Raw genomic sequence first — 22,532 nt, 5'->3', positions numbered from 1 at the left:
CCTCGCCCCCCACCATCCCTCGCTCAGCCCACGAGCCCCAACTCCCGTGCGATCAGCATCCGCTGGACCTCACTCGTGCCCTCGCCGATCTCCAGGATCTTGGAGTCCCGCCACATCCGGGCCACCGGATACTCGTTCATGAAGCCGTAGCCGCCGTGGATCTGGGTGGCCTCCCGGGCATTGGTCACGGCGATCTCCGACGAGTAGAGCTTCGCCAGCGCGGCCTCCTTCTTGAACGGTTCGCCGTGCACCAGCCGGGCCGCCGCATCCCGCCAGGCCAGCCGGGCGGTGTAGGTGCGCATCTCCATGTCGGCGATCTTGAACTGGATCGCCTGATTGGCGCCGATCGGCCGGCCGAACGCCTGCCGGCTCTGCGCATACGCCAGCGACTCGTCCACGCAGCCCTGGGCAAGCCCGGTCGCCAGCGCCGAGATCGCGATCCGCCCCTCGTCCAGGATGCGCAGGAACTGGGCGTACCCGCGGCCCTCCGCACCCAGCAGATTGGCCTTCGGCACCCGGCAGTCGGCGAAGGAGAGCTCCCGGGTGTCCGAGGCGTTCCAGCCGACCTTGCTGTACTTCTTCGACACCGTGAAGCCGGGCGTGCCGGACGGCACGATGATCGAGGAGATCCGCGGCCTGCCGTCCTCCGTGCGGCCGGTCACCGCGGTCACCGTCACCAGGCCGGTGATGTCGGTTCCGGAGTTGGTGATGAAGCACTTGGTGCCGTTGATCACCCACTCGCCGGTGGCTTCGTCCAGCCGCGCGGTGGTCCGGGTGCCGCCCGCGTCCGAACCGCACTCCGGTTCGGTCAGCCCGAAGGCGCCCAGCATCTCGCCGGAGCAGAGCTTCGGCAGCCAGGTCCGCTTCTGCTCCTCGGTGCCGAACCGGAAGACCGGCATCGCACCCAGCGACACCCCGGCCTCCAGGGTGATCGCCACCGACGAGTCGACCCGGGCCAGCTCCTCCAGCGCCAGCCCCAGCGCGAAGTAGTCCCCGCCCATCCCGCCGTACTCCTCGGGGAACGGCAGCCCGAACAGGCCCATCCGCCCCATCTCCCGGACGATCTCGTACGGGAACTCCCCCTGCTCGTAGAACTCCCCGATCTTCGGGGCGATCACATCGCGGGCGAACTCCGCGACGGTGGCACGCAGTTGCTCGTGCTCATCGGACAGCCGGTGGTTGATGGACATGGCTACTGCTCCTGGTGGGTCAGGGCGCGGACGGTTCGGGACGGGCTGGGTCGGCCCAACTGCTCCGCCATCCAGACGCTTGTGGCGCTGAGGCGGCCGAGATCGACCCCGGTACGGATGCCGAGCCCGTGCAGCATCCAGACGAGGTCTTCGGTGGCGAGATTGCCGGTGGCGCTCTTGGCGTACGGGCAGCCGCCGAGGCCGCCCGCCGAGGCGTCCACCACGGTGACGCCGCTGCGCAGCGCGGCCAGGGTGTTGGCGAGCGCCTGGCCGTAGGTGTCGTGGAAGTGGACGGCGAGGTGGGCGACGGGGATGGGGGCGTGCCCGCGCGTGGCGGGGGCGGGGGCGTGCCCGTGGGCCGGGGCGGGGGCTGGGGCGTGGGCGGGGGCGTGCCCGTAGGCAGAGGCGGGGGCCGGGGCGTGGGCGCCGCCGGTCGGCCTGCCGGCCGGTTCACCGGTCGGGGCACCCGCATCGCGGGCCGGTCCGCCGGTCAGTTCGCTGAGCAAAGCGGTGACATGGCCGGGCGTGGCCACGCCGATGGTGTCGCCGAGGCTCAGCTCGCTGCAGCCCATCTCGTACAGTCGCCGGGCCACCGCGGCGACCTGGCCGATCGGTACCGGGCCCTCCCAGGGGTCGCCGAAGCACATCGAGAGATACCCGCGCACCCGGGCCCCGGCGGCCACCGCCTTCGCCACCACCGGCTCGAACATCGCCAGCGACTCCTCCACCGTCCGGTTGAGATTGGCCCGGGCGAAGGACTCGGTGGCGCTGCCGAACACCGCGATCTCCCGGACGCCGAGATCCAGCGCCCGCTCCAGGCCGCGCTCGTTCGGCACCAGGACGGGGAGCCGGAGGGCCGGCTCCAGGTCCGCCAGGTCCGCGAGCAGCGGCATCAGCTCGCCCGCGTCGGCCAGTTGGGGCACCCATTTGGGGTGGACGAAGCTGGTCGCCTCGATCGTGCGCAGGCCCGCGGCGGCCAGCCGGTGGATGAACTCGGCCTTCACCCGGGTCGGCACGGTCGTCTTCTCGTTCTGCAGGCCGTCCCGGGCGCCGACCTCGTGAATCCGGACTTCGGCCGGCAGCCCGTCGAGCGGCACAGCCATCGGCAGCCCGGCGGGGAGGGCGTCGGTGTCGCCGGGGGCGTCGGCGGGGGCGTCGGTGGAGGTGCCTGCGTTTGTGCCTGTGCGGGTGCCGGTTCCGCTGGCGGCGTGGCCGGGGGTGCCTGTGCCTGTGCGGGTGCCGGCTCCCCTGCCGCCGGGGCCGGGGGTGCCCGGGGTCAAGGGGGTGTCGGTCATGACGCCTCCCCGGGCCGCGACACCTCGTGGTCCTCGTCCCCGGTACCGGCCGCCGGGGTCACCACCGCCAGCACCTGGTCCATCGTCACCGCCGTCCCCGCGGTGACGTCGATCTCCGAGACCGTCCCGTCGTGCGGGGCGGTGATCACGTGCTCCATCTTCATGGCCTCCACCACGAGCAGGCTCTGTCCGGCCGTCACCTCGTCACCCTTGGCGACCTTCACCACGGTGACCGTGCCGGGCATCGGCGCGGTCAGCGCACCGCCCCCGGCGCCGGCCGCGCCACCCCGCAGGGCCGCCGCCACCGGGTCGTAGGGCTGGACCCGCCAGCTGTCGCCGTCCCGGCCCAGCCAGTCGCCCGCGTACCGGAACGCGGTCACGGTGCCCTCGCGGTGCAGCAGGACACGTTCCCCGTCCACCGCGATGCCCGCCTCGACCGCCGGGCCGTCGCCGACCCGCACCCGTCCGTCCCTGACCCGTACCGCGACCGGCTCCCGGCCGGGTACCCGCAGATGGTGCACCGTCCAGGCGGCCTCCCCGCCGAGCCGCCAGCCGCTGGGCACCGAGAAGGGATCGGTCCAGCCGCTCGGGTCGGCCGGCGGAGCCAGTGCCCGCTGCCTCAGCAGTGCCGCGGCCTCGTACACCTCGTCCGGCACCCCGTCCGGCACCAGTGCGGCGGCGTCCCGCTCGATCAGCCCGGTGTCCAGTGAACCGGCGACCACGTCCGGATGGCCCAGCAGCCGCCGCAGGAACCCGGTGTTGGTGTCGAGACCCAGCACTACCGTGTCCGCCAGCGCCGCCCGCAACCGGCGCAGCGCGGTCGCCCGGTCCGGGCCGTGCGCGACCACCTTCGCCAGCATCGGGTCGTAGGCGGTGCCCACTTCGGTGCCGAGCGCCAGTCCCGAGTCGACCCGCACCCCCGGACCGGCCGGCTCCCGCAGACCCAGCACGGTCCCCGCCGACGGCAGGAAGTCCACCCGGCCACCGGCCGGCCGGGCGGTCTCCGCGCAGATCCGGGCCTCGATCGCGTGCCCGGTCAAGGTGACGTCCCGCTGCCCGAAATCGAGCCGCTCCCCGCTTGCCACCCGCAACTGCCATGCCACCAGGTCGAGACCGGTGACCAGTTCGGTCACGGGGTGCTCCACCTGGAGCCGGGTGTTCATCTCCATGAAGAAGTAACCGGCCGGATCGTCGCCCGGGACGATGAACTCCACCGTGCCCGCTCCGGTGTAGCCGCAGGACCGGGCCGCCTGCACCGCGGCCTCGCCCATCGCGGCCCTGGTCGCCGGGTCCAGCAGGACCGACGGCGCCTCCTCGATCACCTTCTGGTGCCGGCGCTGCAGCGAGCACTCGCGCTCGCCGAGGTGCACCACCTGGCCGTGGCCGTCGGCCAGGATCTGGATCTCGATGTGCCGGGGCCGCTCCACCCACCGCTCCACCAGCAGGGTGTCGTCGCCGAAGGAGCCGCGCGCCTCCCGGCGGGCCGCCGCGATCTCCTCGGCCAGCAGCGCGGCGTCGCGGACCAGCCGCATGCCCTTCCCGCCGCCGCCCGCCGACGGCTTGAGCAGCACCGGCATGCCGATCTCCCGTGCCGCCGCGGCCAGTTCGGCGTCCGTCAGCCCGCTGCCGCTGCTGCCGGGCACCACTGGCACCCCGGCGGCCCGCACCGTCTGTTTGGCCCTGATCTTGTCGCCCATCAGCTCGATCGCCTCGGCGGGCGGACCGACGAAGACCAGTCCGGCCTGCGCACAGGCCCGCGCGAAGGCCGCGTTCTCGGCCAGGAAGCCGTAACCGGGGTGCACGGCCTGGGCGCCGGCCACCCCGGCCGCCCGTACCTGCTCGGCGGCCGAGAGGTAACTGCTCACCCGGACCGCCGTGTCCGCCTCCCGGACGTGGCGCGCGTCGGCGTCCGCCTCGGTGAAGACGGCCGCCGACCGTACGCCCAGCTCCCGCAGCGTGCGCATCACGCGGACCGCGATCTCGCCCCGGTTGGCGACCAGCACGGTGTCGAACATGGTGGGGGCGTCGGGCGCGTCGGCGGCGTCCACGGCTGCGGTGTTCACATCGGTCCCGGAGTTCGTCATGGCGCTCACATCCGGAAGACGCCGTAGCCCGGCGCGGTCGGATCGGCGGTGGGCAGCGGGGCGTTGGCGCAGGCGGTCAGCGCCAGGCCCAGCACGGTGCGGGTCTCCAGCGGGTCGATGACCCCGTCGTCCCAGAGGCGGGCGGTGGCGTAGTAGGCGTTGCCCTGGGTCTCGTACTGGGCGCGGATCGGGGTCTTGAACTCTTCCTCGGCCTCCTCGCTCCACTTCTCGCCTGCCGCCGCCAACTGGTCCCGTTTGACGGTGGCCAGCACCGATGCGGCCTGCTCCCCGCCCATCACCGAGATCTTGGCGTTGGGCCACATCCACAGGAAGCGGGGGCTGTAGGCACGGCCGCACATCGAGTAGTTCCCCGCGCCGTAGGAGCCGCCAATCACCACCGTCAGCTTGGGCACGCGGGCGCATGCGACCGCGGTCACCATCTTGGCGCCGTGCTTGGCGATGCCGCCCGCCTCGTACTGGCGGCCCACCATGAAGCCCGAGATGTTCTGCAGGAAGAGCAGCGGGATGCCGCGCTGGTCGCACAGCTCGATGAAGTGCGCGCCCTTGAGGGCGGATTCGGCGAAGAGGATGCCGTTGTTCGCCACGATCCCGACCGGATGCCCCTGCACATGGGCGAATCCGGTGACCAGCGTGGCGCCGTACTCGGCCTTGAACTCGGCGAACCGGCTGCCGTCCACCAGCCGGGCGATCACCTCGCGCACGTCATAGGGGGTGCGGGAGTCCACCGGGACCGCGCCGTACAGCCCCGCCGGGTCGACGGCCGGCGGCTCGGCGGGCCGTACCGTCCACGGTGGCGCGTCCCGGGCGGGCAGCGTCGCCACGATGTCGCGGACGATGCTCAGCGCGTGCGCGTCGTCCTCGGCCAGATGGTCGGTGACCCCCGAGACGCGGGCGTGCACCTCGCCGCCGCCCAGCTCCTCGGCGGTGACCACCTCGCCGGTGGCCGCTTTCACCAGCGGCGGACCGCCGAGGAAGATCGTGCCCTCGTTCCGCACGATCACGGCCTCGTCGCTCATCGCCGGGACGTAGGCTCCGCCCGCGGTGCACGAACCCATCACGGCCGCGATCTGCGGGATGCCGCGGGCGGACATGGTGGCCTGGTTGAAGAAGATGCGGCCGAAGTGGTCGCGGTCGGGGAAGACCTCGTCCTGCCGGGGGAGGAAGGCGCCGCCGGAGTCCACCAGATAGACGCACGGCAGCCGGTTGTCGAGGGCCACCTCCTGGGCGCGCAGATGCTTCTTCACCGTCATCGGGTAGTAGGTGCCGCCCTTGACCGTGGCGTCGTTGGCGACCACGACCACTTCGCGTCCGGCCACCCGTCCGATGCCCGCGATCACTCCGGCGGCCGGCGCCTGGCCGTCGTACATCCCGTCCGCGGCGAGGGGGGCGAGTTCGAGAAAGGGGGAGCCGGGGTCGAGCAGCCCGTCCACCCGGTCGCGGGGCAGCAGCTTGCCGCGGGCGGTGTGGCGCGCCCGTGCCTTCTGGCCGCCACCGAGGCGCGCGGTGGCCAGCTTGTCCCGGAGCGCGGCGGTGAGTGCCGCATGTGCCTCGGTGTTGCTGCGATATGTCTCCGACGCCGGATCTGCGGCGCTGGACAGGGCTGGTGCTGCCATGATTCGACCCCCCGGATGTTAGCGATCGTTAACCTTCTGCCCTTACGTTAACGCTCGCTAACAGGATTGTCTAGACTCGAAAGCATGAATCCGACGAAGACGGCCGCGAACCGGCGCGAGCAGATCCTCAGAGAGGCCGCGCGGCTCTTCGCCGAGCGCGGATTCCACGGGGTCGGGGTGGATGAGATAGGTGCCGCTGTCGGTATCAGCGGCCCCGGCCTGTACCGGCATTTCGCCGGCAAGGACGCGATGCTGGCCGAACTGCTGGTCGGCATCAGCGACCGGCTGCTCACCGCAGGGCGGATGCGGGTGGCCGAGACGGACGACGCGGTCGAGGCGCTCGACGCGCTGATCCGCGGGCACATCGACTTCGCCATCGACGACCGGCCGCTGATCACCCTGCACGACCGCGAGCTCGACCGGCTGCGCGACTCCGACCGCAAACTCGTCCGCCAGCTCCAGCGGCAGTACGTCGAGGAGTGGGTGGGGGTCGTCCGCAGGGTCCATCCGGACGCCACCGAACTCGAAGTGCGTGCCGCCGTGCACGCCGTCTTCGGCCTGCTGAACTCCACCCCGCATCTCGGTGCCCAGTCAGGGCTGCCTGACCGTTCCGCCATGGCCGTCCTGCTGCACCGGCTCGCGCTCAGCGCGCTGGAGGCACTCGACGGCGGAACGGCTCCGGGCCTGCGGACCACTCTGGACAGCGCCGCCGACCGACCGGTAACTTACTGAGCGCTTGCTTATGTTCCGTCACCACTCGCCGATGGGAGGCGCGCCGTGCGTCGTACGGTGTTCAACGAGGACCACGAAGCGTTCCGCGAGACGATACGGGCCTTCATCGAGGCCGAGGTCGTCCCCGTCCACGACGAGTGGCTGGCGGCCGGGCAGGTGCCCCGCGACTTCTACTACAAGCTCGGTGAGCTGGGTGTCTTCGGCATCGAGGTGCCCGAGGAGTACGGCGGCGCAGGACAGAACAGCTTCAAGTTCCAGGCCGTCATCAGCGAGGAGTGCGCCCGGGCCGGCGTCAGCTTCGGCGGCAGCAGCGTCCACGTCGGCCTGTGCCTGCCCTATGTGATGGCCTACGCCACCGAGGAGCAGAAGAAGCGCTGGCTGCCCGGCTTCGCGAGCGGCGAGATCATGTTCGCCATCGCCATGACCGAGCCCGGCACCGGCTCCGACCTGGCCGGCATGAAGACCAGCGCCAAGCTCTCCGCCGACGGCACCCACTACGTGCTCAACGGCGCCAAGACCTTCATCACCGGCGGCGTCCACGCCGACCGTGTCATCGTCTGCGCCCGCACCGCCCCGGCGAGCGCCGGGGACCGCCGGGCCGGGATCTCGCTCTTCGTCGTCGACACCAAGTCCGAGGGCTACGCGGTCGGCCGCAAGCTCGACAAGCTCGGACTGAAGACCTCCGACACCGCCGAACTCTCCTTCTCCGATGTGAAGGTGCCCGTCGAGGACCTGCTCGGCGACGAGGGCAAGGGCTTTGCCTACCTCGGCCAGAACCTGCCGCAGGAGCGCCTCGGCATCGCGGTGGGCGCCTACTCCCAGGCCGCCGCCGCCATTCGCTTCGCGCAGCAGTACGTCCAGGACCGAGTCGTCTTCGGCAAGCCCGTCGCGTCCTTCCAGAACACGAAGTTCGAACTGGCCGCCTGCAAGGCCGAGGTGGACGCCGCCCAGGCCGTCGTCGACCGCGCCCTGGAGGCCCACGACCTGCGCGAGCTGTCCGCGGCCGACGCCGCCTCGGCCAAGCTCTTCTGCACCGAGGTCGCCGCCCGCGTCATAGACCGCTGCCTCCAGCTGCACGGCGGCTACGGCTACATGAACGAGTACCCGATCGCCCGCCTCTACGCCGACAACCGCGTCAACCGCATCTACGGCGGCACCAGCGAGGTCATGAAGTCGATCATCGCCAAGTCGATGGGCCTGTGACCCTGGCGCCCCGGCCGGCCGGCGACGACCTGCCCCCACTGGAATCCCTGCTCGACCTGCTCGACCTGGAGCGGATCGAGGAGGACATCTTCCGCGGTGTGAGCCGGTCCGCGGTCGTACCCCGGGTCTTCGGCGGCCAGGTCGCCGCCCAGGCCCTGGTCGCCGCGGGCCGCACCGTCCCCGAGGAGCGCGGGGCGCACTCCCTGCACTCCTACTTCCTGCGGCCGGGCGATCCCGGCGCGCCGATCGTCTACCAGGTGGACCGGATCCGCGACGGCCGCTCCTTCACCACCCGGCGGGTGGAGGCGATCCAGCACGGCCAGGCGATCTTCCACCTGTCGGCCTCCTTCCAGGTCCACGAGGAGGGCCTGGACCACCAGGACCCGATGCCTGGTGCGCCGGACCCGGAGACGCTGCCCACCGCCGAGGAACTGCTGCCCGCGCACGCGGACAAGTTCCCCGACCCCGGCGTGGTGGAGCGGCTGCTGGAGGCCCGCGCGGCCGTCGACCTGCGGTACGTCGAACCTCCGCCGTTCCTCACCGCGGGTGTCGTCCGCGAGCCGCGCTCCCAGGTGTGGTTCAGAACCCGGGGCAAGCTCGCCGAGGACCCGCTGCTGCACGTCTGCCTCGCCACCTATGTGTCGGACATGACGCTGCTCGACTCCGTGCTCCTCGCCCACGGCCGGGGCGGCTGGGCGGTCGGTGACGTGGTCGGCGCCAGCCTGGACCACGCCATGTGGTTCCACCGCCCCTTCCGCGCCGACGAGTGGCTGCTCTACGACCAGCGGAGCCCGTCCGCCTCGGGCGGCCGCGGCCTGGGCACCGCCCGCATTTACACCCAGGACGGGCGGCTGGCGGTGTCGGTGATCCAGGAGGGCCTGGTCCGGGTGCCGCGCGGCTGACCGCCGCCTGCGCCCGCCTCCCGGGCCGCCCCGCCGAGCCCGCCCTACGCCCCGGTGAGACCCGCCGCGGCCAGCAGATACGCGGTCATCGGTGCGTAGTGCTGCGGCGGCACGTTGTCGTCAAGCGGCACGCTCACCAGGATGCTGCCCTCGGCCTCACCGACGAACAGCGCCGGGTCGTTGCAGTCCGCGAAGCCCACCGTCTCCAGACCGCGCCCGCCCGCGCAGCCGGCCCAGCCGTGGTCGGCTATCACCAGGTCGGGCTGCGGGTCGCCGTCGCGCTCCAGGGCGTCCAGGATCTCGGCCATCGGGTCTGGCGAGTGCGTGTGCACCAGACCGCCGGCCCGGTGCAGCATGAAGACGCCCGCGATATGACGGATCTCACCGCCGTCGGCGTACAGGTGCTCGGCCGGCGCGACCACCGAGCACCCCGCCGCCCGGAGCGCCGCGGCCAGCGCGTGGTGGACGGCGAACAGACCCGCCGGGTGGCCCGTGGCCAGCAGCACCCGGGAGCCGTTCTCCGCCGCCTTCCGCAGCGCTTCGGCCATCCGGTCCAGGGCGTCGATGGTCAGCTCGGCGTCTATGGTGTCCTGCCCGTGCCGGTGCCCGGGGTCGGCGACCACCCCGCAGCGTGCGGCCATCAGCTCCAGCACCGCCGCCGGATCCGTCCAGCGGTCACCCAGATCCAGCCCGAGCCAGTAGTAGCGGTCGCCCTCGGCGAGCGCGCGGTAGTGGTCCAGGTTGTTCTCGCGGCTGGTCGCGACGTCCCCGGCTATCCGGGTGCGGATGAGGTGGTCGGCGAGGTCCTGGCGGCTGGGGGCGACGGGCGCGGGATCCATGGGCATGCGGTCATTGTCCCGCGCCCGGCGTACGGCCGTGCGACAGCCTGTGGACAAGTGGACCCACGGCTCGACGCCGAGGCACAATCGCCGCCCCGAATTGGGGGAAACGTACATCCCGGGACCGCCACGGGAGACATATGGTCACCCGCGGACCCCACCCCACCAGGAAGGCAGCCTCCATGAGCAGTGCGCAGCCGCGCGGCCCCGTCGACTCCTCCCGGACCCCGCGCTACGCGGGTCCCGCGACCTTCGCCCGGCTTCCGCGCCTGGACGAGGTCGGCAGCACCGACATCGCGGTGGTCGGGGTGCCCTTCGACGCCGGGGTCTCCTTCCGTCCCGGCGCGCGCTTCGGCGGCAATGCGATCCGTGAGGCGTCCCGGCTGCTGCGCCCCTACAACCCGGCCCAGGACGCCTCGCCCTTCGCCCTTGCCCAGGTCGCGGACGCCGGCGACATCGCCGTCAACCCGTTCGACATCAATGAGGCCGTCGAGACCATCGAGGCAGCAGCCGGCGACCTGCTCGACGCCGGCGCCCGGCTGATGACCCTGGGCGGTGACCACACCATCGCCCTGCCGCTGATCCGGGCGGTCGCCCGCCGGCACGGCCCGGTCGCGCTGCTGCACTTCGACGCGCACCTCGACACCTGGGACACCTACTTCGGCGCCGCCTACACCCACGGCACGCCCTTCCGCCGCGCCTTCGAAGAGGGCATCCTCGACACCTCGGCGCTCAGCCACGTCGGCACCCGCGGCCCCCTGTACGGGAAGAAGGACCTGGACGACGACGAGCGGATGGGCTTCGGCATCGTCACCTCGGCGGACGTGATGCGCCGCGGCGTCGACGAGGTCGCCCAGCAACTGCGTGAGCGGATCGGCGACCGGCCGCTGTACATCTCCGTCGACATCGACGTCCTCGACCCGGCCCACGCGCCCGGCACCGGCACCCCCGAGGCCGGCGGCATGACCTCACGGGAACTGCTGGAGATCCTGCGCGGCCTGTCCGGCTGCCGGCTCGTCTCGGCGGACGTCGTGGAGGTTGCCCCGGCCTACGACCATGCCGAGATCACCTCGGTCGCCGCCTCGCACACCGCCTACGAGCTGACGACGATCATGTCCCGGCAGATCGCCGACGCCCACTGATTCACCCGAACCGACTACGACCAAGGTCGCACTCATGTGCGACCTTGGTCGTTGTATGTGTTGCGGGAGGATGAAACGCGCAGCCCGGGGCGTTGCAGCCTCGGGCACAGACGGACAAAGGGACGGACAAGCGGTGACACGGGCGGCCGGCTTCGGCCGCCCGACGATCGGTGGGAGGACCGTGTGGCGAGGGCCAAGGACGAACCGGAGCAGGGGTGGCTGCGCCGGCTGACCGCGTACTGCTGGCGCTACAAACGCGAGGTGCTGCTGGCACTCGGCGCGTCGCTCGGCGGTATGGGCGTCACCGCCCTCGTTCCCCTCGTCCCGAAGCTGATCATCGACGACGTCATCGTCAAGCACGACAAACCCCTCGCGCCCTGGGCCTTCGCCCTCGTCGGTGCCGCGATCGCGGTCTATCTCCTCACCTACGTGCGGCGCTACTACGGCGGACGGCTCGCCCTCGATGTGCAGCACGACATGCGCAACGACATGTTCCGCTCGCTGATGCGGCTCGACGGCCGCCGCCAGGACGAACTGAGCACCGGTCAGGTGGTCGGCCGGGCCACCAGCGACCTCCAGCTCATCCAGGGCCTCCTGTTCATGCTGCCGATGATGATCGGCAACCTGCTGCTCTTCGTGCTCTCGCTCGTGGTGATGCTGACGCTCTCCCCGCTGCTCACCCTGGTCGCGCTGGCGGTGGCCCCGGCCCTGTGGTTCATCGCCGACCGGTCGCGCAAACGGCTCTTTCCCGCGACCTGGTACGCCCAGGGGCAGGCGGCAGCCGTCGCGGGCATCGTGGACGGCTCGGTCACCGGCGTCCGCGTGGTCAAGGGCTTCGGCCAGGAGCGGCAGGAGATGGGCAAGCTGGAGACGGTCAGCCGCCGCCTCTTCGCGGGCCGGCTGCGCACCGTCCGGCTCAGCGCCCGCTACACCCCGGCGCTCCAGGCGGTGCCGTCACTCGGCCAGATCGGCATGCTGGCGCTCGGCGGCTGGATGGCCACCCGCGGGCAGATCACGCTGGGCACCTTCGTCGCCTTCTCGACCTACCTCGCGCAGCTCACCGGCCCGGTCCGGATGCTCACCATGATGCTCACCGTCGGCCAGCAGGCCCGGGCCGGCGTGGAGCGCGTCTTCGAACTCATCGACACCGAACCGACCCTGCGGGAAGGCACCGGCGCCCTGCCCCAGGACGCGCCCGCCACGGTCGACTTCGACAAGGTGACCTTCGGTTACACCGAGGAGCGGCCCGTCCTCGACGGCTTCGACCTCCACGTCACGCCCGGCGAGACGGTCGCCGTGGTCGGATCCTCCGGCTCAGGCAAGTCCACCATCTCCCTGCTGCTGCCCCGGTTCTACGACGTCACCGGAGGCGCGGTGCGGGTCGGCGGCACCGACGTGCGGGAGCTGACCTTCGACGCGCTGCGGTCGGTGATCGGCCTGGTCCCGGAGGACAGCTTCCTCTTCTCCGACACCGTGCGGGCCAACATCGCCTACGGCCACCCCGAGGCCACCGACGAGCAGATCCTCGCCGCCACCCGGGCCGCCCAGGCGGACGGCTTCATCACCGACCTGCCCGACGGATACGACACCGTCGTCGGTGAGCACGGCCTGACCCTCTCCGGTGGCCAGCGGCAGCGGGTCGCCCTGGCCCGGGCGATCCTCACCGACCCCCGGCTGCTGCTGCTCGACGACGCCACCTCCGCCGTCGACGCCCGGGTCGAGGCCGACATCTTCGACGCGCTGCGCGAGGTGATGCGCGGCCGTACGACGCTGCTGATCGCCCACCGCCGGTCGACACTGGCACTCGCCGACCGGATCGCGGTCCTGGACGCCGGGCGGCTGGCGGACATCGGCACGCACGAAGAACTGGAAGAACGCAGCGCCCTCTACCGCGCGCTGCTCACCGACCCCGACGCCCTGGGCGCCGACGTCGTCGAACTCGACCCGGTGGGCGCAGCCGCCGTGACAGCCCCCGCCGTGACAGCCGCCACCGACGAGCCCGCCGCCGGGATCACCCCCGAACTCTGGCCCGCGGACCGCCGTACCGCCGACGATCCCGCGCGGTCGCTCCGCGGCGCCCCGGCGGTGCCACGCGGGGCCGCAGGCGGTGCGGGCGGCATGGCGGGCGCGCTCGCCGGGATGCCCGCCACCCCCGAACTGCTCGCCAAGGTGGCCGCCCTGCCGCCGGCGGACGACACCCCCGACGTGGACGAGGAGCGGGCCAGGGCCGCCGATCTCACCTTCGGCCTGGGCAGCATGCTGCGCGGATTCCGCACCCCGCTGCTGCTGAGCCTGCTGCTGGTGGCGGTCGACGCGGTCGCCGGCCTGCTGCTGCCAGTCCTGATCCGGCACGGCATCGACGCCGGTGTCCGCCGGGAAGCCCTCGGCGCGGTCTGGGTGGCGTCCCTGCTCGGGCTCGGTCTGGTGCTCACCCAGTGGGCGGTGGAGTGGGGCTCGACCGTGCTCACCGGCCGCACCGGCGAACGCATCCTCTACACGCTGCGGGTGAAGATCTTCGCCCACCTGCACCGCCTCGGGCTCGACTACTACGAGCGCGAGCTGACCGGCCGGATCATGACCCGGATGACCACCGACGTGGACGCGCTCTCCACCTTCCTGCAGACCGGCCTGGTCACCGCCCTCGTCAGCCTGCTCACCTTCGTGGGCATCCTGGTCGCGCTGCTCGCCATCGACGTGCAGCTCGCCCTCATGGTCTTCGCCACCCTGCCGCTGCTGGCCATCGGCACCTGGATCTTCCGCCGCAAGTCCAAGCGGGCCTACGAAACCGCCCGCGAGCGCGTCGCCGTCGTCAACGCCGACCTGCAGGAGCACGTCGCCGGCCTCCGGGTCGTCCAGGCGTTCCGGGGCGAACGGCACGGCGCGGAACGCTTTCTGAAGCGCAGCGACGACTACCGCACGGCGCGCGTACGCGGCCAGTTCCTGATCTCGGTCTACTTCCCCTTCGTCCAACTGCTCTCCAGCGTCGCGGCGGCGCTGATCCTGATCGTCGGCGCCCACCGGGTCACCGACGGGACACTCACCGCCGGCGCCCTGGTGGCGTATCTGCTCTACATCGACCTGTTCTTCTCACCGGTCCAGCAGCTCTCGCAGGTCTTCGACGGCTACCAGCAGGCCACCGTCTCGCTCGGCCGGATCAGTGAGCTGCTGCGCGAGCCCACCGCCACCCCGGCGTCCGCCTCCCCGAAGCCGGTTGCCCGGCTGCGCGGGGAGATCGTCTTCCGCGACGTGCACTTCCGCTACGGAGGCGCCGCCGCCGAAGGCGCCGAAGCGCTCGCCGGCATCTCGCTGCGGGTACCCGCAGGGCAGACCGTGGCGTTCGTCGGCGAGACCGGAGCGGGCAAGTCCACCCTGGTCAAGATGGTCGCCAGGTTCTACGACCCGACCGACGGCGCCGTCCTGGTGGACGGCACCGACATCCGTGAACTCGACCTCGCCGAGTACCGCCACCAACTCGGCGTCGTCCCCCAGGAGCCCTATCTCTTCCCGGGCACCGTCCGTGACGCCATCGCCTACGGGCGGATGGACGCCACCGACGCCGAAGTGGAGGCGGCGGCCCGCGCGGTCGGCGCGGACGCGATGATCGCGACACTCGAAGGCGGCTATCTGCACGAGGTCGCCGAGCGCGGGCGCAACCTGTCCGCCGGGCAGCGGCAGCTGATCGCACTGGCCCGCGCCGAACTGGTCAACCCGGCGGTCCTGTTGCTCGACGAAGCCACCGCCGCTCTCGACCTGGCATCCGAAGGGCTGGTCAACCAGGCCGCGGACCGCCTCGCCATACGCCGTACGACGCTGGTGGTCGCACACCGTCTCACCACCGCAGCCCGCGCCGACCGCGTCGTGGTCCTCGACCACGGGCGCGTGATCGAGGACGGCACCCACGAGGAGCTCCTCGCCCGCGCCGGCCGGTACGCCGAGCTGTGGCGGACCTTCACCGGCGAGCTGTCGGCAGCGGCCTGACGGACCCGCGGCCCGAGCCGAGGCCCGGCTGCCCGGCCTGTCCCCCCGATAGCCGGCAAGCCCCGTCGGTCAGTGCCTGCGGGCCCGCTGCCGGACCGGACGGGACCGGTCCGGCTCGCCGGCCGCGCGGACGTCAGCCGAACACCGGATTCGCCGGCATGCTCTCCTTCGGCACTGCGAAGAGCACCGTTGCCACGAACGCCCGCAGACACTCCCGCGGCGGCTCCGGCTGGCTGACCCGCACCGACAACCGGTCGTCCGCAATATGGAGCACCGCAGCGGTGGCGGCGCTGCACCCCGTGGACGCCGTCCAGCCCACCAGCACGTCCCGGGAGAAGTCCGTGTCCTTCCCCCCGGCCGTGATCTCGGCCGCCTGCCGGTCTTGCGGCGCCACCTTCGCGGCGAACCGGCCGAGTTCGCCCGCATCGTGCAGCACCTCGTGCGCCTCGGGGGCGGCCGGTTCCGACGACGAGAAGTACACCACCCGGAACGGAGCCGTCTTCCCGTCGGAGCCCGACGGCTCGACACGCACCGAGGGCACCGTCCCGCCGTCCACTCTGTCCTTCCGTGGGCCGCCCCCGGCCTCCCCCTTCTCGCCGCAACCGGCGGCGAACATCGTCACGGATGCGGTCAGCAGTGCGGCCGCGAGCACTCTGCGCAGGTCCACTGTCAGCATGCCCATGGGACGCCCGCCGTCCCCGACCGGTTCCGCCCGGCCCCCACCATCGGACGGTGGGCGCCGAGCGATCAGGCCGACTCGACCAGCAGCCGCGTCAGATGCTCCCGGGCCGGTCCCAGCAGTCCCGGCAGCTCGGCCGCCGCGTCGTACCACCGCTTCTCGTACTCCCAGCACAACCAGCCGTCCCATCCCGCCCGGCTGAGCACCTCCACCGTCTCGGTCAGCGGCAGCACCCCCGCCCCCAGCGGCAGCGGCGTCGTGTCCTCCGCCGACGCGACATCCTTCACCTGTACGTAGCCGAGGTAGGGACTGAGCACCGGATAGGTGGACGACGGCTGTTCACCGGCCAGCCAGGTGTGCAGCACATCCCAGATCGCCCCCACCGAACGGTGCCCCACCAGGCCCAGCACCCGCGCCACGTCCGCCCCGGTGCGGTGCGAGTCATGGGTCTCCAGCAGCACCCGTACACCGAGGTCGTCGGCGATCGGCGCCACTGCCGCGAGCCGCCGGGCCGCCAGCGTGTCGGCCTCGCCGGCCGGCAGATCCCCGCCGCCGGGGAAGACCCGTACGCAGGAGGCCCCCAGGTCGGCGGCGAGCGTCATGGCGGCGCCGATCTCGTCCAGCACCGGCCCGTCGTCCCCCGCCGCCGCCACCTTCGCGTAGCCGGCCACGGTGAGGATCTCGACCCCCGCCTTCGCGAACTGCCCGGCCACCCGGGCGCGTTCGCCGGCCGACAGCCCGGTGTGCACCGGGCCTTCCTCGCTCGCGCGCAGTTCGACACCGTGGTAGCCGTGTTCCGACGCGAGCCGGACCACCTGATCGACGGAGAGTGCGGGGACCCCGAGGGTGGAGAAGGCGAGTCTCATTCGCCGGACACTAGGCACCGGGTCGGGCCCGGTCAACCATGGTCGGCCGCACACGACGCCCCGCGGCCCGACCTCCCCGCGACCGCGGCCGAGCACTCCGCCCGGCGCCGGCCACCTGCCGGAGCGTCCCTGTTCGAGAGGAGTGACGCCCCCTCAGCGCGCCAAGTCCAGGCGCCAGTCCTGCCCGACGAGGTCGTGCCCGAAACTGTGGTGTGCCTCCTCCCGCACGAGTTCGAATCCGGCGCGCTGGTATATCCGGCGGGCGCCGGACAGTACGTCATTCGTCCACAGGACCAACGCGGTGTAATCGGCCGCCAGGGCGAAGGCGACGCACTCGGCCACCAGCCGACCGCCTATGCCGTGCCCCCGTGCGGCCGGATCGACCAGCAGCAGCCGTAACCGCGCGGTGCCGGGGGCTTCGTCCCGCACGCAGAAGACGCAGCCGGCCCGTTCGCCGTCGAGTTCGGCTATCCACACCGCCTCCCGCTGCGGATCGTGCGAGGCGGCGAAGTCCGCGACGATCCGGGCGACCAGCACCTCGTACTCCTCGTTCCAGCCGAACTCCGCCGCGTACACAGCGGCGTTCCGCTCGATGGCCCAGCCGAGGTCGCCGGGGCGCGGGCCGCGCACGGTCACCCGTTCGGCCGCGGGTTCCCGCTGATCCTCGCGGAGTATGTCGCGGACCGTGCGCATGGCCTCGGTCAGCCGCTTGCGGTCGTCAGGCGGTATCGGGCCGAGCAGCGTGTTCACCGCGTCCTGCGACCGCTCCTCCAGCAGCGACGCCGCTTCCTCGCCGCGCGTCGTCAGCGCTATCCGCTGCCGCCGGGCGTCCTGCTCCGAGGGCCCGCGGGTGACGAGCTGCTGCTCCTCGAACTTCGCCAGCATCCGGCTGAGATGGCCCGCGTCGAGCGACAGCTCCACCCGGAGATCGGCCGCGTCGGTGCGCGGCGCGTGCGCGAGTTCGTACAGCACACGCGCCTCGGTCAGGGTGAACGGCGTGTGCAGGTGGCGGCTGTAGTCCAGCGCGCCGATGAGATTGGTGTAGAAGCGGTTGAACTCCCGGACGTCCTTGACGGCCATGGTCCCTCCCCAATTTCCTTTGCCCGAGTCAAAGGTAAGCCGGAGCGCAGACCGCGCGGAAGGGCCGAATTCCTGCCTGTGGATAACTTCAGCGATGCCCTGACGCCGGGGGCGCCGTCGACCCTCGGACCATCAGCTCGGTCGCGACCGAGGCCACCGCGCCGGGCGGCGGCGCCTCGCGTCCCATCACGAACCGACCCGCCCGGGCGCCCGCCTCCTGCAGCGGGATACGGACGGTGGTCAGCGCGGGGGAGGCGTCCACGCTGAACGGCAGATCGTCGAAGCCCGCCACCGAGACATCGCCGGGAATGTCGAGCCCGGCGTCCCGCAGCGCGGCGCACACGCCCAGCGCCACGGTGTCGTTGGCGGCCACGATCGCGGTCACCCCGGCGTCCCTGCGCAGCAGTTCACGTGTCGCGTCATATCCGGCGGACCGGTTGTAGCCGCCGTGCACCGTGAGCCGCAGCGCGTTGGCGCCGGCCGGGGTGTCCGGGCCGAGACCTCGGGCGGCCAGCGCTTCCCGGTGCCCCTCCAGCCGGTGCCGCGTGGTGCTGCGTTCGACCGGGCCCGCGACGTACCCGATCCGGCGGTGGCCGAGCGAGAGGAGGTGTTCGGTCAGCCGGCGGGCGCCGCCGCGGTTGTCGAAAGCGATGGTGATCAGGCCGAGTGCGTCGTCGGCCGGCTCCAGCGGCGGACGGCCGCAGAGCACGATCCGCGTGCCGGACGCGGCCAGCCGGGTCAGCCTCGCGGTGACCGCCGCGGTGTGCGCGCGGCTCTCGACGGTGCTGCCGGTGAGCACCACACCCGCCGCCCGCTGGCGTTCCAGCAAGGTGAGGTACATCAGCTCGGCCTCGGGCGAGCCGCCGGTGTTGCAGACCACCGCGAGCTTGCCGCCGCCGGGCTGGGTCCCGCCCGCGCCGATCTCGCTCTGGAGCGCGCTGGCGATGATCCCGAAGAAGGGGTCGGCCACATCGTTCACCAGCACCCCGACGAGGTCCGAGGTCGCGGCGGCCAGGGCACGGGCCTGGCCGTTGACGACGTAGTCCAGCTCTTCGACGGCCCGCTGGACGCGTTCCCTGGTACTCCCGGCCACCGGGTAGTTCCCGTTCAGGACGCGGGAGACCGTCGCCGACGACACCCCGGCGCGCGCCGCGACATCGGCCAGAGTCACTGCCATCTCGGTCCTGTCCTCCTTCAAGGGGATGGGCGCCGGTGGCGACCGCCGTTCGGCGCTGCTCATGCTCTCATTCCGCGGCACCGGAGGGGGGCGGCGGCCCGGGCTCCGATCGGGCGCCTCGGCGGACCAGCGCAGCAAGGGCTTACTCCGGTATCCGGACACCCTTGCCTCGGTCAAGGCGGCTCGGTTAGCGTGCAACGGAAAGAAAGCGCTTGCTATCGATCCCCAGAGGTGGCCACCTTGTGGCTTCGAGGAGAGCAGTCATGACACGCAGGACGATGCGGATCGCCATGAACGGCGTCACCGGACGCATGGGATACCGGCAGCACCTGGTGCGCTCGATCCTGAGCCTGCGTGACCAGGGCGGCCTCGATCTCGGGGACGGCGACGTCCTCGTGCCGGAGCCGGTGCTTGTCGGCAGGCGCGAGCACGCGCTGAAGGCGATGGCCGGCCGGCACGGCATCGAGCACTGGACCACCGATCTGGACACGGTCCTGGCCGACCCCTCGGTGGAGATCTACTTCGACGCCCAGGTGACGGCCGCCCGCGAGACCGCGGTGAAGCAGGCCATCGCGGCCGGCAAGCACATCTACTGCGAGAAGCCCACCGGCACCACACTGGAGGGCTCGCTCGAACTCGCCCGGCTCGCCGAGGCCGCCGGAATCAAGCACGGTGTGGTGCAGGACAAGCTCTTCCTGCCCGGCCTGCTCAAGCTCAGGCGCCTGATCGAGGGCGGCTTCTTCGGCCGCGTCCTGTCCGTCCGCGGTGAATTCGGGTACTGGGTGCACGAAGGCGACTGGCAGAGCGCCCAGCGGCCCTCGTGGAACTACCGCGCGGAGGACGGCGGCGGCATCGTGCTCGACATGTTCCCGCACTGGGAGTACGTCCTGCACGAGCTGTTCGGCCGGGTACGGACCGTGCAGGCGCTCACCACCACCCACATCCCGCAGCGCTGGGACGAGCAGGACAAGCCGTACGACGCCACCGCCGACGACGCCGCCTACGGGATCTTCGAGCTGGAGGGCGGGGCGATCGCCCAGATCAACTCCTCCTGGGCGGTGCGCGTCAACCGCGACGAACTCGTGGAGTTCCAGGTCGACGGCACCCACGGATCGGCCGTGGCGGGCCTGCGCAACTGCCGGGTGCAGCACCGCTCGGCCACGCCCAAGCCGGTGTGGAACCCGGACCTGCCCGCCACCGAGTCGTTCCGCGACCAGTGGCAGGAGGTGCCGGACAACGCCGACTTCGGCAACGGCTTCAAGGCGCAGTGGGAGCTGTTCCTGCGGCATGTCGTCCTCGATGAGCCGTGGCGCTGGGACCTGCTGGCCGGCGCCCGCGGGATGCAACTGGCCGAACTCGGCCTCAAGTCCTCGGCGCAAGGTGTCCGTGTCGAGGTCCCGGAGCTGTCGCTGTGACCATCCTGCTGCCGGACGGATCCGGCACTTCGCGTCCCTTTGTGCCGCGGTCGGAACCGGTCTCCTATGCCGCGGAACTACCGCTGCGCAGCCGGGTGGTGTACTCCGCCGCGCATGTCGTGGCGGACCCGCTGCGTACCTCGGCCGACGGCCCCGCCGCAGTTGACTGGGACGCCACTCTCGCCTTCCGCCGCCATCTGTGGGCGCACGGCCTCGGCGTCGCGGAAGCGATGGACACCGCGCAGCGCGGCATGGGGCTCGACTGGGCGGGAGCCGCGGAACTCATCCGCAGGTCATCGGCCGAGGCGCGGTCCGCAGGCGGCAGCATCGCCTGCGGTGTCGGCACCGACCAGCTGACCGGACCCGCGACGCTCGCCGAAGTCGTCGCCGCCTATGAGGAGCAGCTGGCCGTCGTGGAGGCGGCCGGCGCCCAGGCGATCCTGATGGCGTCGCGCGCCCTGACGGCGGCGGCCAAGAGCCCGGACGACTACCTGGAGGTCTACGAGCGCCTGCTGCGGCAGTCCTCCGACCGGGTGATCCTGCACTGGCTCGGCCCGATGTTCGATCCGGCGCTGGCCGGCTACTGGGGCTCGGACGACCTCGACAAGGCGACCGAGACCTTCCTGGACGTCATCACCGCCCACCCCGACAAGGTCGACGGGATCAAGATCTCGCTGCTGGACGCGGACCGGGAGATCGCACTGCGCCGCCGCCTGCCCAAGGGCGTGCGCTGCTACACCGGGGACGACTTCAACTACCCGGAACTCATCGCTGGCGACGAGCAGGGCTTCAGCCACGCACTGCTCGGCATCTTCGACCCGCTCGCGCCGTTGGCCGCGTCGGCCGTCAGCGCTCTCGACACCGGCGACACCGCCGGCTTCCGGCGCGTCCTCGACCCCACGGTTGAGCTGTCGCGGCACCTGTTCCAGGCGCCCACGCGCTTCTACAAGACCGGGGTCGTGCTGCTCGCCTGGCTGGCCGGCCACCAGTCGCACTTCACCATGGTCGGCGGACTCCAGTCGGCCCGGTCGGTCCAGCACCTGGCGAAAGCGTACGAACTCGCCGACCGCATCGGTCTGTTCCCCGACCCGGCGCTCGCCGAGGCCCGGATGCGCCACCTGCTCGCGGTCCACGGGGTGGACGCATGAGCGGCGGAGCGGCGTACACCGGGCCTTCCGGCGATCTGGCGCGGCTGAGCATCAACCAGGAGACCGTCAAGCAGTGGTCACTGCCCGAACTCGCGGCGGGCTGCAACGCGCTGGGCATCACGCAGGTGGGGCTGTGGCGGGCACCGGTGCAGAGTTACGGAGTCGAGCGCGCGGCGCGGCTGATGCGGGACAGCGGACTCACCGTCACCTCCCTGTGCCGCGGTGGCTTCTTCACCGACGCGGAACCGGGACGCCGGGCGGCTGCCCTGGACGACAACCGGGCGGCGATCGACGAGGCGGCCACGCTGGGGACCGGAACCCTGGTGCTGGTCTCCGGCGGCCTGCCGCCGGGCGACCGCGACATCGCCGCCGCCCGGGAGCGTGTCGCCGACGCCATCGCGACCCTGGCCCCCTATGCCGCGGACCGCGGTGTGCGGCTGGCTGTCGAGGCGCTGCATCCGATGTACGCCTCGGACCGGTGCGTGATCTCCACCCTCGGCCAGGCCCTGGACATCGCGGAGCGTTTCCCGGCCGAACAGGTCGCCGTCGTGGTGGACACCTACCACCTGTGGTGGGACGACCTGGTGCCGGCGCAGATCGTCCGGGCCGGGGCCGGCGGAAGGATCGCCTCCTTCCAGGTCGCCGACTGGGTGACTCCGCTGCCCGAGGGCGTGTTGCTCGGCCGCGGGCAACTCGGCGACGGGTGCGTGGACCTGCGCGGATTCCGTACGCAGGTCGACGCGACGGGCTTCGACGGCGCCGTGGAGGTGGAGATCTTCAGCCCCGCGCTGTGGGCGCGGGACGGCTCCGAAGTGCTCGCGGAGATCGCCGAGCGGTACCGGCGGCACGTCCTCTGAAAAAATCTTGAGAATTCCTGTGTCCGTACTACAACCCTTCCGGGGCATGGGCGGTCGTACATGGCATCACGGCTCTCAGGAGGGGTTCAGGGAGCCAGGAGAGTAAGTGCGCCCGAGGGGGGCTTCGGGGGTAAGTGGGGGGAACGAGAAAGGGGTCCGGCCTTGTGCCGGACCCCTTTCGTCTGTCCGGACGGTGTCGGTGTGCGGGCGGCAGAGCCGGTTGTCCACAGGCTCCCGGCGGCGGGCCGACGGAGTGTCCGTCCCGGGCGGTACCTTCGGAACAGATCACCGACGCAGCCGGGAGGGAGGCC

Annotated in this window: 17 protein-coding genes; 8 read left to right on the top strand and 9 right to left on the bottom strand. The window is 71.9% G+C overall.

The window, feature by feature from the left end; all coding sequences use genetic code 11:
- Positions 1-23 precede the first annotated feature (23 nt).
- From OG552_RS12315 to OG552_RS12300, 4 genes are all read right to left on the bottom strand, one after another.
- Positions 24-1,190: an acyl-CoA dehydrogenase family protein gene (locus OG552_RS12315; RefSeq protein WP_329132192.1), complete on the bottom strand. Its 1,167-nt coding sequence runs from the start codon at positions 1,188-1,190 to the stop codon at positions 24-26.
- 2 nt (positions 1,191-1,192) lie between these two features.
- Positions 1,193-2,293 (bottom strand): hydroxymethylglutaryl-CoA lyase, encoded by a 1,101-nt coding sequence (locus OG552_RS12310; RefSeq protein WP_329140758.1) that lies wholly within the window; start codon positions 2,291-2,293, stop codon positions 1,193-1,195.
- A gap of 188 nt (positions 2,294-2,481) precedes the next feature.
- Positions 2,482-4,500 (bottom strand): ATP-binding protein, encoded by a 2,019-nt coding sequence (locus OG552_RS12305; protein WP_329140756.1) that lies wholly within the window; start codon positions 4,498-4,500, stop codon positions 2,482-2,484.
- Between the two features lie 74 nt (positions 4,501-4,574).
- Positions 4,575-6,203, bottom strand: coding sequence for a carboxyl transferase domain-containing protein (locus OG552_RS12300; RefSeq protein ID WP_329132190.1), 1,629 nt, complete (start codon positions 6,201-6,203; stop codon positions 4,575-4,577).
- An 84-nt stretch (positions 6,204-6,287) separates the two neighbouring features.
- On the opposite strand from OG552_RS12300, the gene OG552_RS12295 reads away from it, so the two are divergent.
- The 3 genes from OG552_RS12295 to tesB are packed head-to-tail and all read left to right on the top strand — an operon-like array spanning position 6,288 to position 9,040.
- Positions 6,288-6,935, top strand: a complete 648-nt coding sequence (locus OG552_RS12295) for an SACE_7040 family transcriptional regulator (RefSeq protein ID WP_329132187.1) — start codon at positions 6,288-6,290, stop codon at positions 6,933-6,935.
- 45 nt (positions 6,936-6,980) lie between these two features.
- Positions 6,981-8,138: an acyl-CoA dehydrogenase family protein gene (locus OG552_RS12290; RefSeq protein ID WP_329132185.1), complete on the top strand. Its 1,158-nt coding sequence runs from the start codon at positions 6,981-6,983 to the stop codon at positions 8,136-8,138.
- A gap of 2 nt (positions 8,139-8,140) precedes the next feature.
- Entirely contained in the window at positions 8,141-9,040 is a 900-nt protein-coding gene (gene tesB / locus OG552_RS12285) for an acyl-CoA thioesterase II (protein WP_329140755.1), read from the top strand.
- Between the two features lie 44 nt (positions 9,041-9,084).
- On the opposite strand, the gene OG552_RS12280 is transcribed toward tesB, so the two are convergent.
- Positions 9,085-9,885, bottom strand: a complete 801-nt coding sequence (locus OG552_RS12280; RefSeq protein ID WP_329132183.1) for a phosphatase — start codon at positions 9,883-9,885, stop codon at positions 9,085-9,087.
- Positions 9,886-10,061: 176 nt separating this feature from the next.
- Here OG552_RS12280 and speB point away from each other — a divergent pair, with 176 nt between their 5' ends.
- Entirely contained in the window at positions 10,062-11,021 is a 960-nt protein-coding gene (speB, locus tag OG552_RS12275) for an agmatinase (protein ID WP_329132182.1), read from the top strand.
- Positions 11,022-11,204: 183 nt separating this feature from the next.
- Complete coding sequence (locus OG552_RS12270; RefSeq protein ID WP_329132180.1) at positions 11,205-14,999, top strand: ABC transporter ATP-binding protein; 3,795 nt, start codon at positions 11,205-11,207, stop codon at positions 14,997-14,999.
- Positions 15,000-15,132: 133 nt separating this feature from the next.
- On the opposite strand, the gene OG552_RS12265 is transcribed toward OG552_RS12270, so the two are convergent.
- The 4 genes from OG552_RS12265 to OG552_RS12250 all read right to left on the bottom strand — a co-directional run bounded on the left by OG552_RS12265 (position 15,133) and on the right by OG552_RS12250 (position 18,801).
- Complete coding sequence (locus OG552_RS12265; RefSeq protein WP_329132178.1) at positions 15,133-15,681, bottom strand: hypothetical protein; 549 nt, start codon at positions 15,679-15,681, stop codon at positions 15,133-15,135.
- A gap of 65 nt (positions 15,682-15,746) precedes the next feature.
- The gene (locus OG552_RS12260; protein WP_329132176.1) at positions 15,747-16,544 is read right to left on the bottom strand and encodes a sugar phosphate isomerase/epimerase family protein; all 798 of its coding nucleotides are present in this window, start codon (positions 16,542-16,544) and stop codon (positions 15,747-15,749) included.
- Between the two features lie 153 nt (positions 16,545-16,697).
- Positions 16,698-17,624, bottom strand: coding sequence for a bifunctional helix-turn-helix transcriptional regulator/GNAT family N-acetyltransferase (locus OG552_RS12255; RefSeq protein WP_329132174.1), 927 nt, complete (start codon positions 17,622-17,624; stop codon positions 16,698-16,700).
- Positions 17,625-17,712: 88 nt separating this feature from the next.
- Complete coding sequence (locus OG552_RS12250; protein WP_329132172.1) at positions 17,713-18,801, bottom strand: LacI family DNA-binding transcriptional regulator; 1,089 nt, start codon at positions 18,799-18,801, stop codon at positions 17,713-17,715.
- A gap of 263 nt (positions 18,802-19,064) precedes the next feature.
- On the opposite strand from OG552_RS12250, the gene OG552_RS12245 reads away from it, so the two are divergent.
- The 3 genes from OG552_RS12245 to OG552_RS12235 are packed head-to-tail and all read left to right on the top strand — an operon-like array spanning position 19,065 to position 22,221.
- Positions 19,065-20,216: a Gfo/Idh/MocA family protein gene (locus tag OG552_RS12245; protein WP_329132170.1), complete on the top strand. Its 1,152-nt coding sequence runs from the start codon at positions 19,065-19,067 to the stop codon at positions 20,214-20,216.
- Complete coding sequence (locus tag OG552_RS12240; protein WP_329132169.1) at positions 20,213-21,364, top strand: dihydrodipicolinate synthase family protein; 1,152 nt, start codon at positions 20,213-20,215, stop codon at positions 21,362-21,364. The genes OG552_RS12245 and OG552_RS12240 overlap by 4 nt, the downstream gene beginning before the upstream one ends.
- On the top strand, positions 21,361-22,221 hold the full coding sequence (locus OG552_RS12235) for a sugar phosphate isomerase/epimerase family protein (protein ID WP_329132167.1): 861 nt from the start codon (positions 21,361-21,363) through the stop codon (positions 22,219-22,221). Before OG552_RS12240 ends, OG552_RS12235 begins: the two co-directional genes overlap by 4 nt.
- Positions 22,222-22,532 lie beyond the last annotated feature (311 nt).

The organism is Streptomyces sp. NBC_01476 (assembly GCF_036227265.1).
Taxonomy (GTDB): domain Bacteria; phylum Actinomycetota; class Actinomycetes; order Streptomycetales; family Streptomycetaceae; genus Actinacidiphila.
Note: the sequence above shows the minus strand (reverse complement) of the source record. Positions and strands in the feature narration are given on the sequence as shown.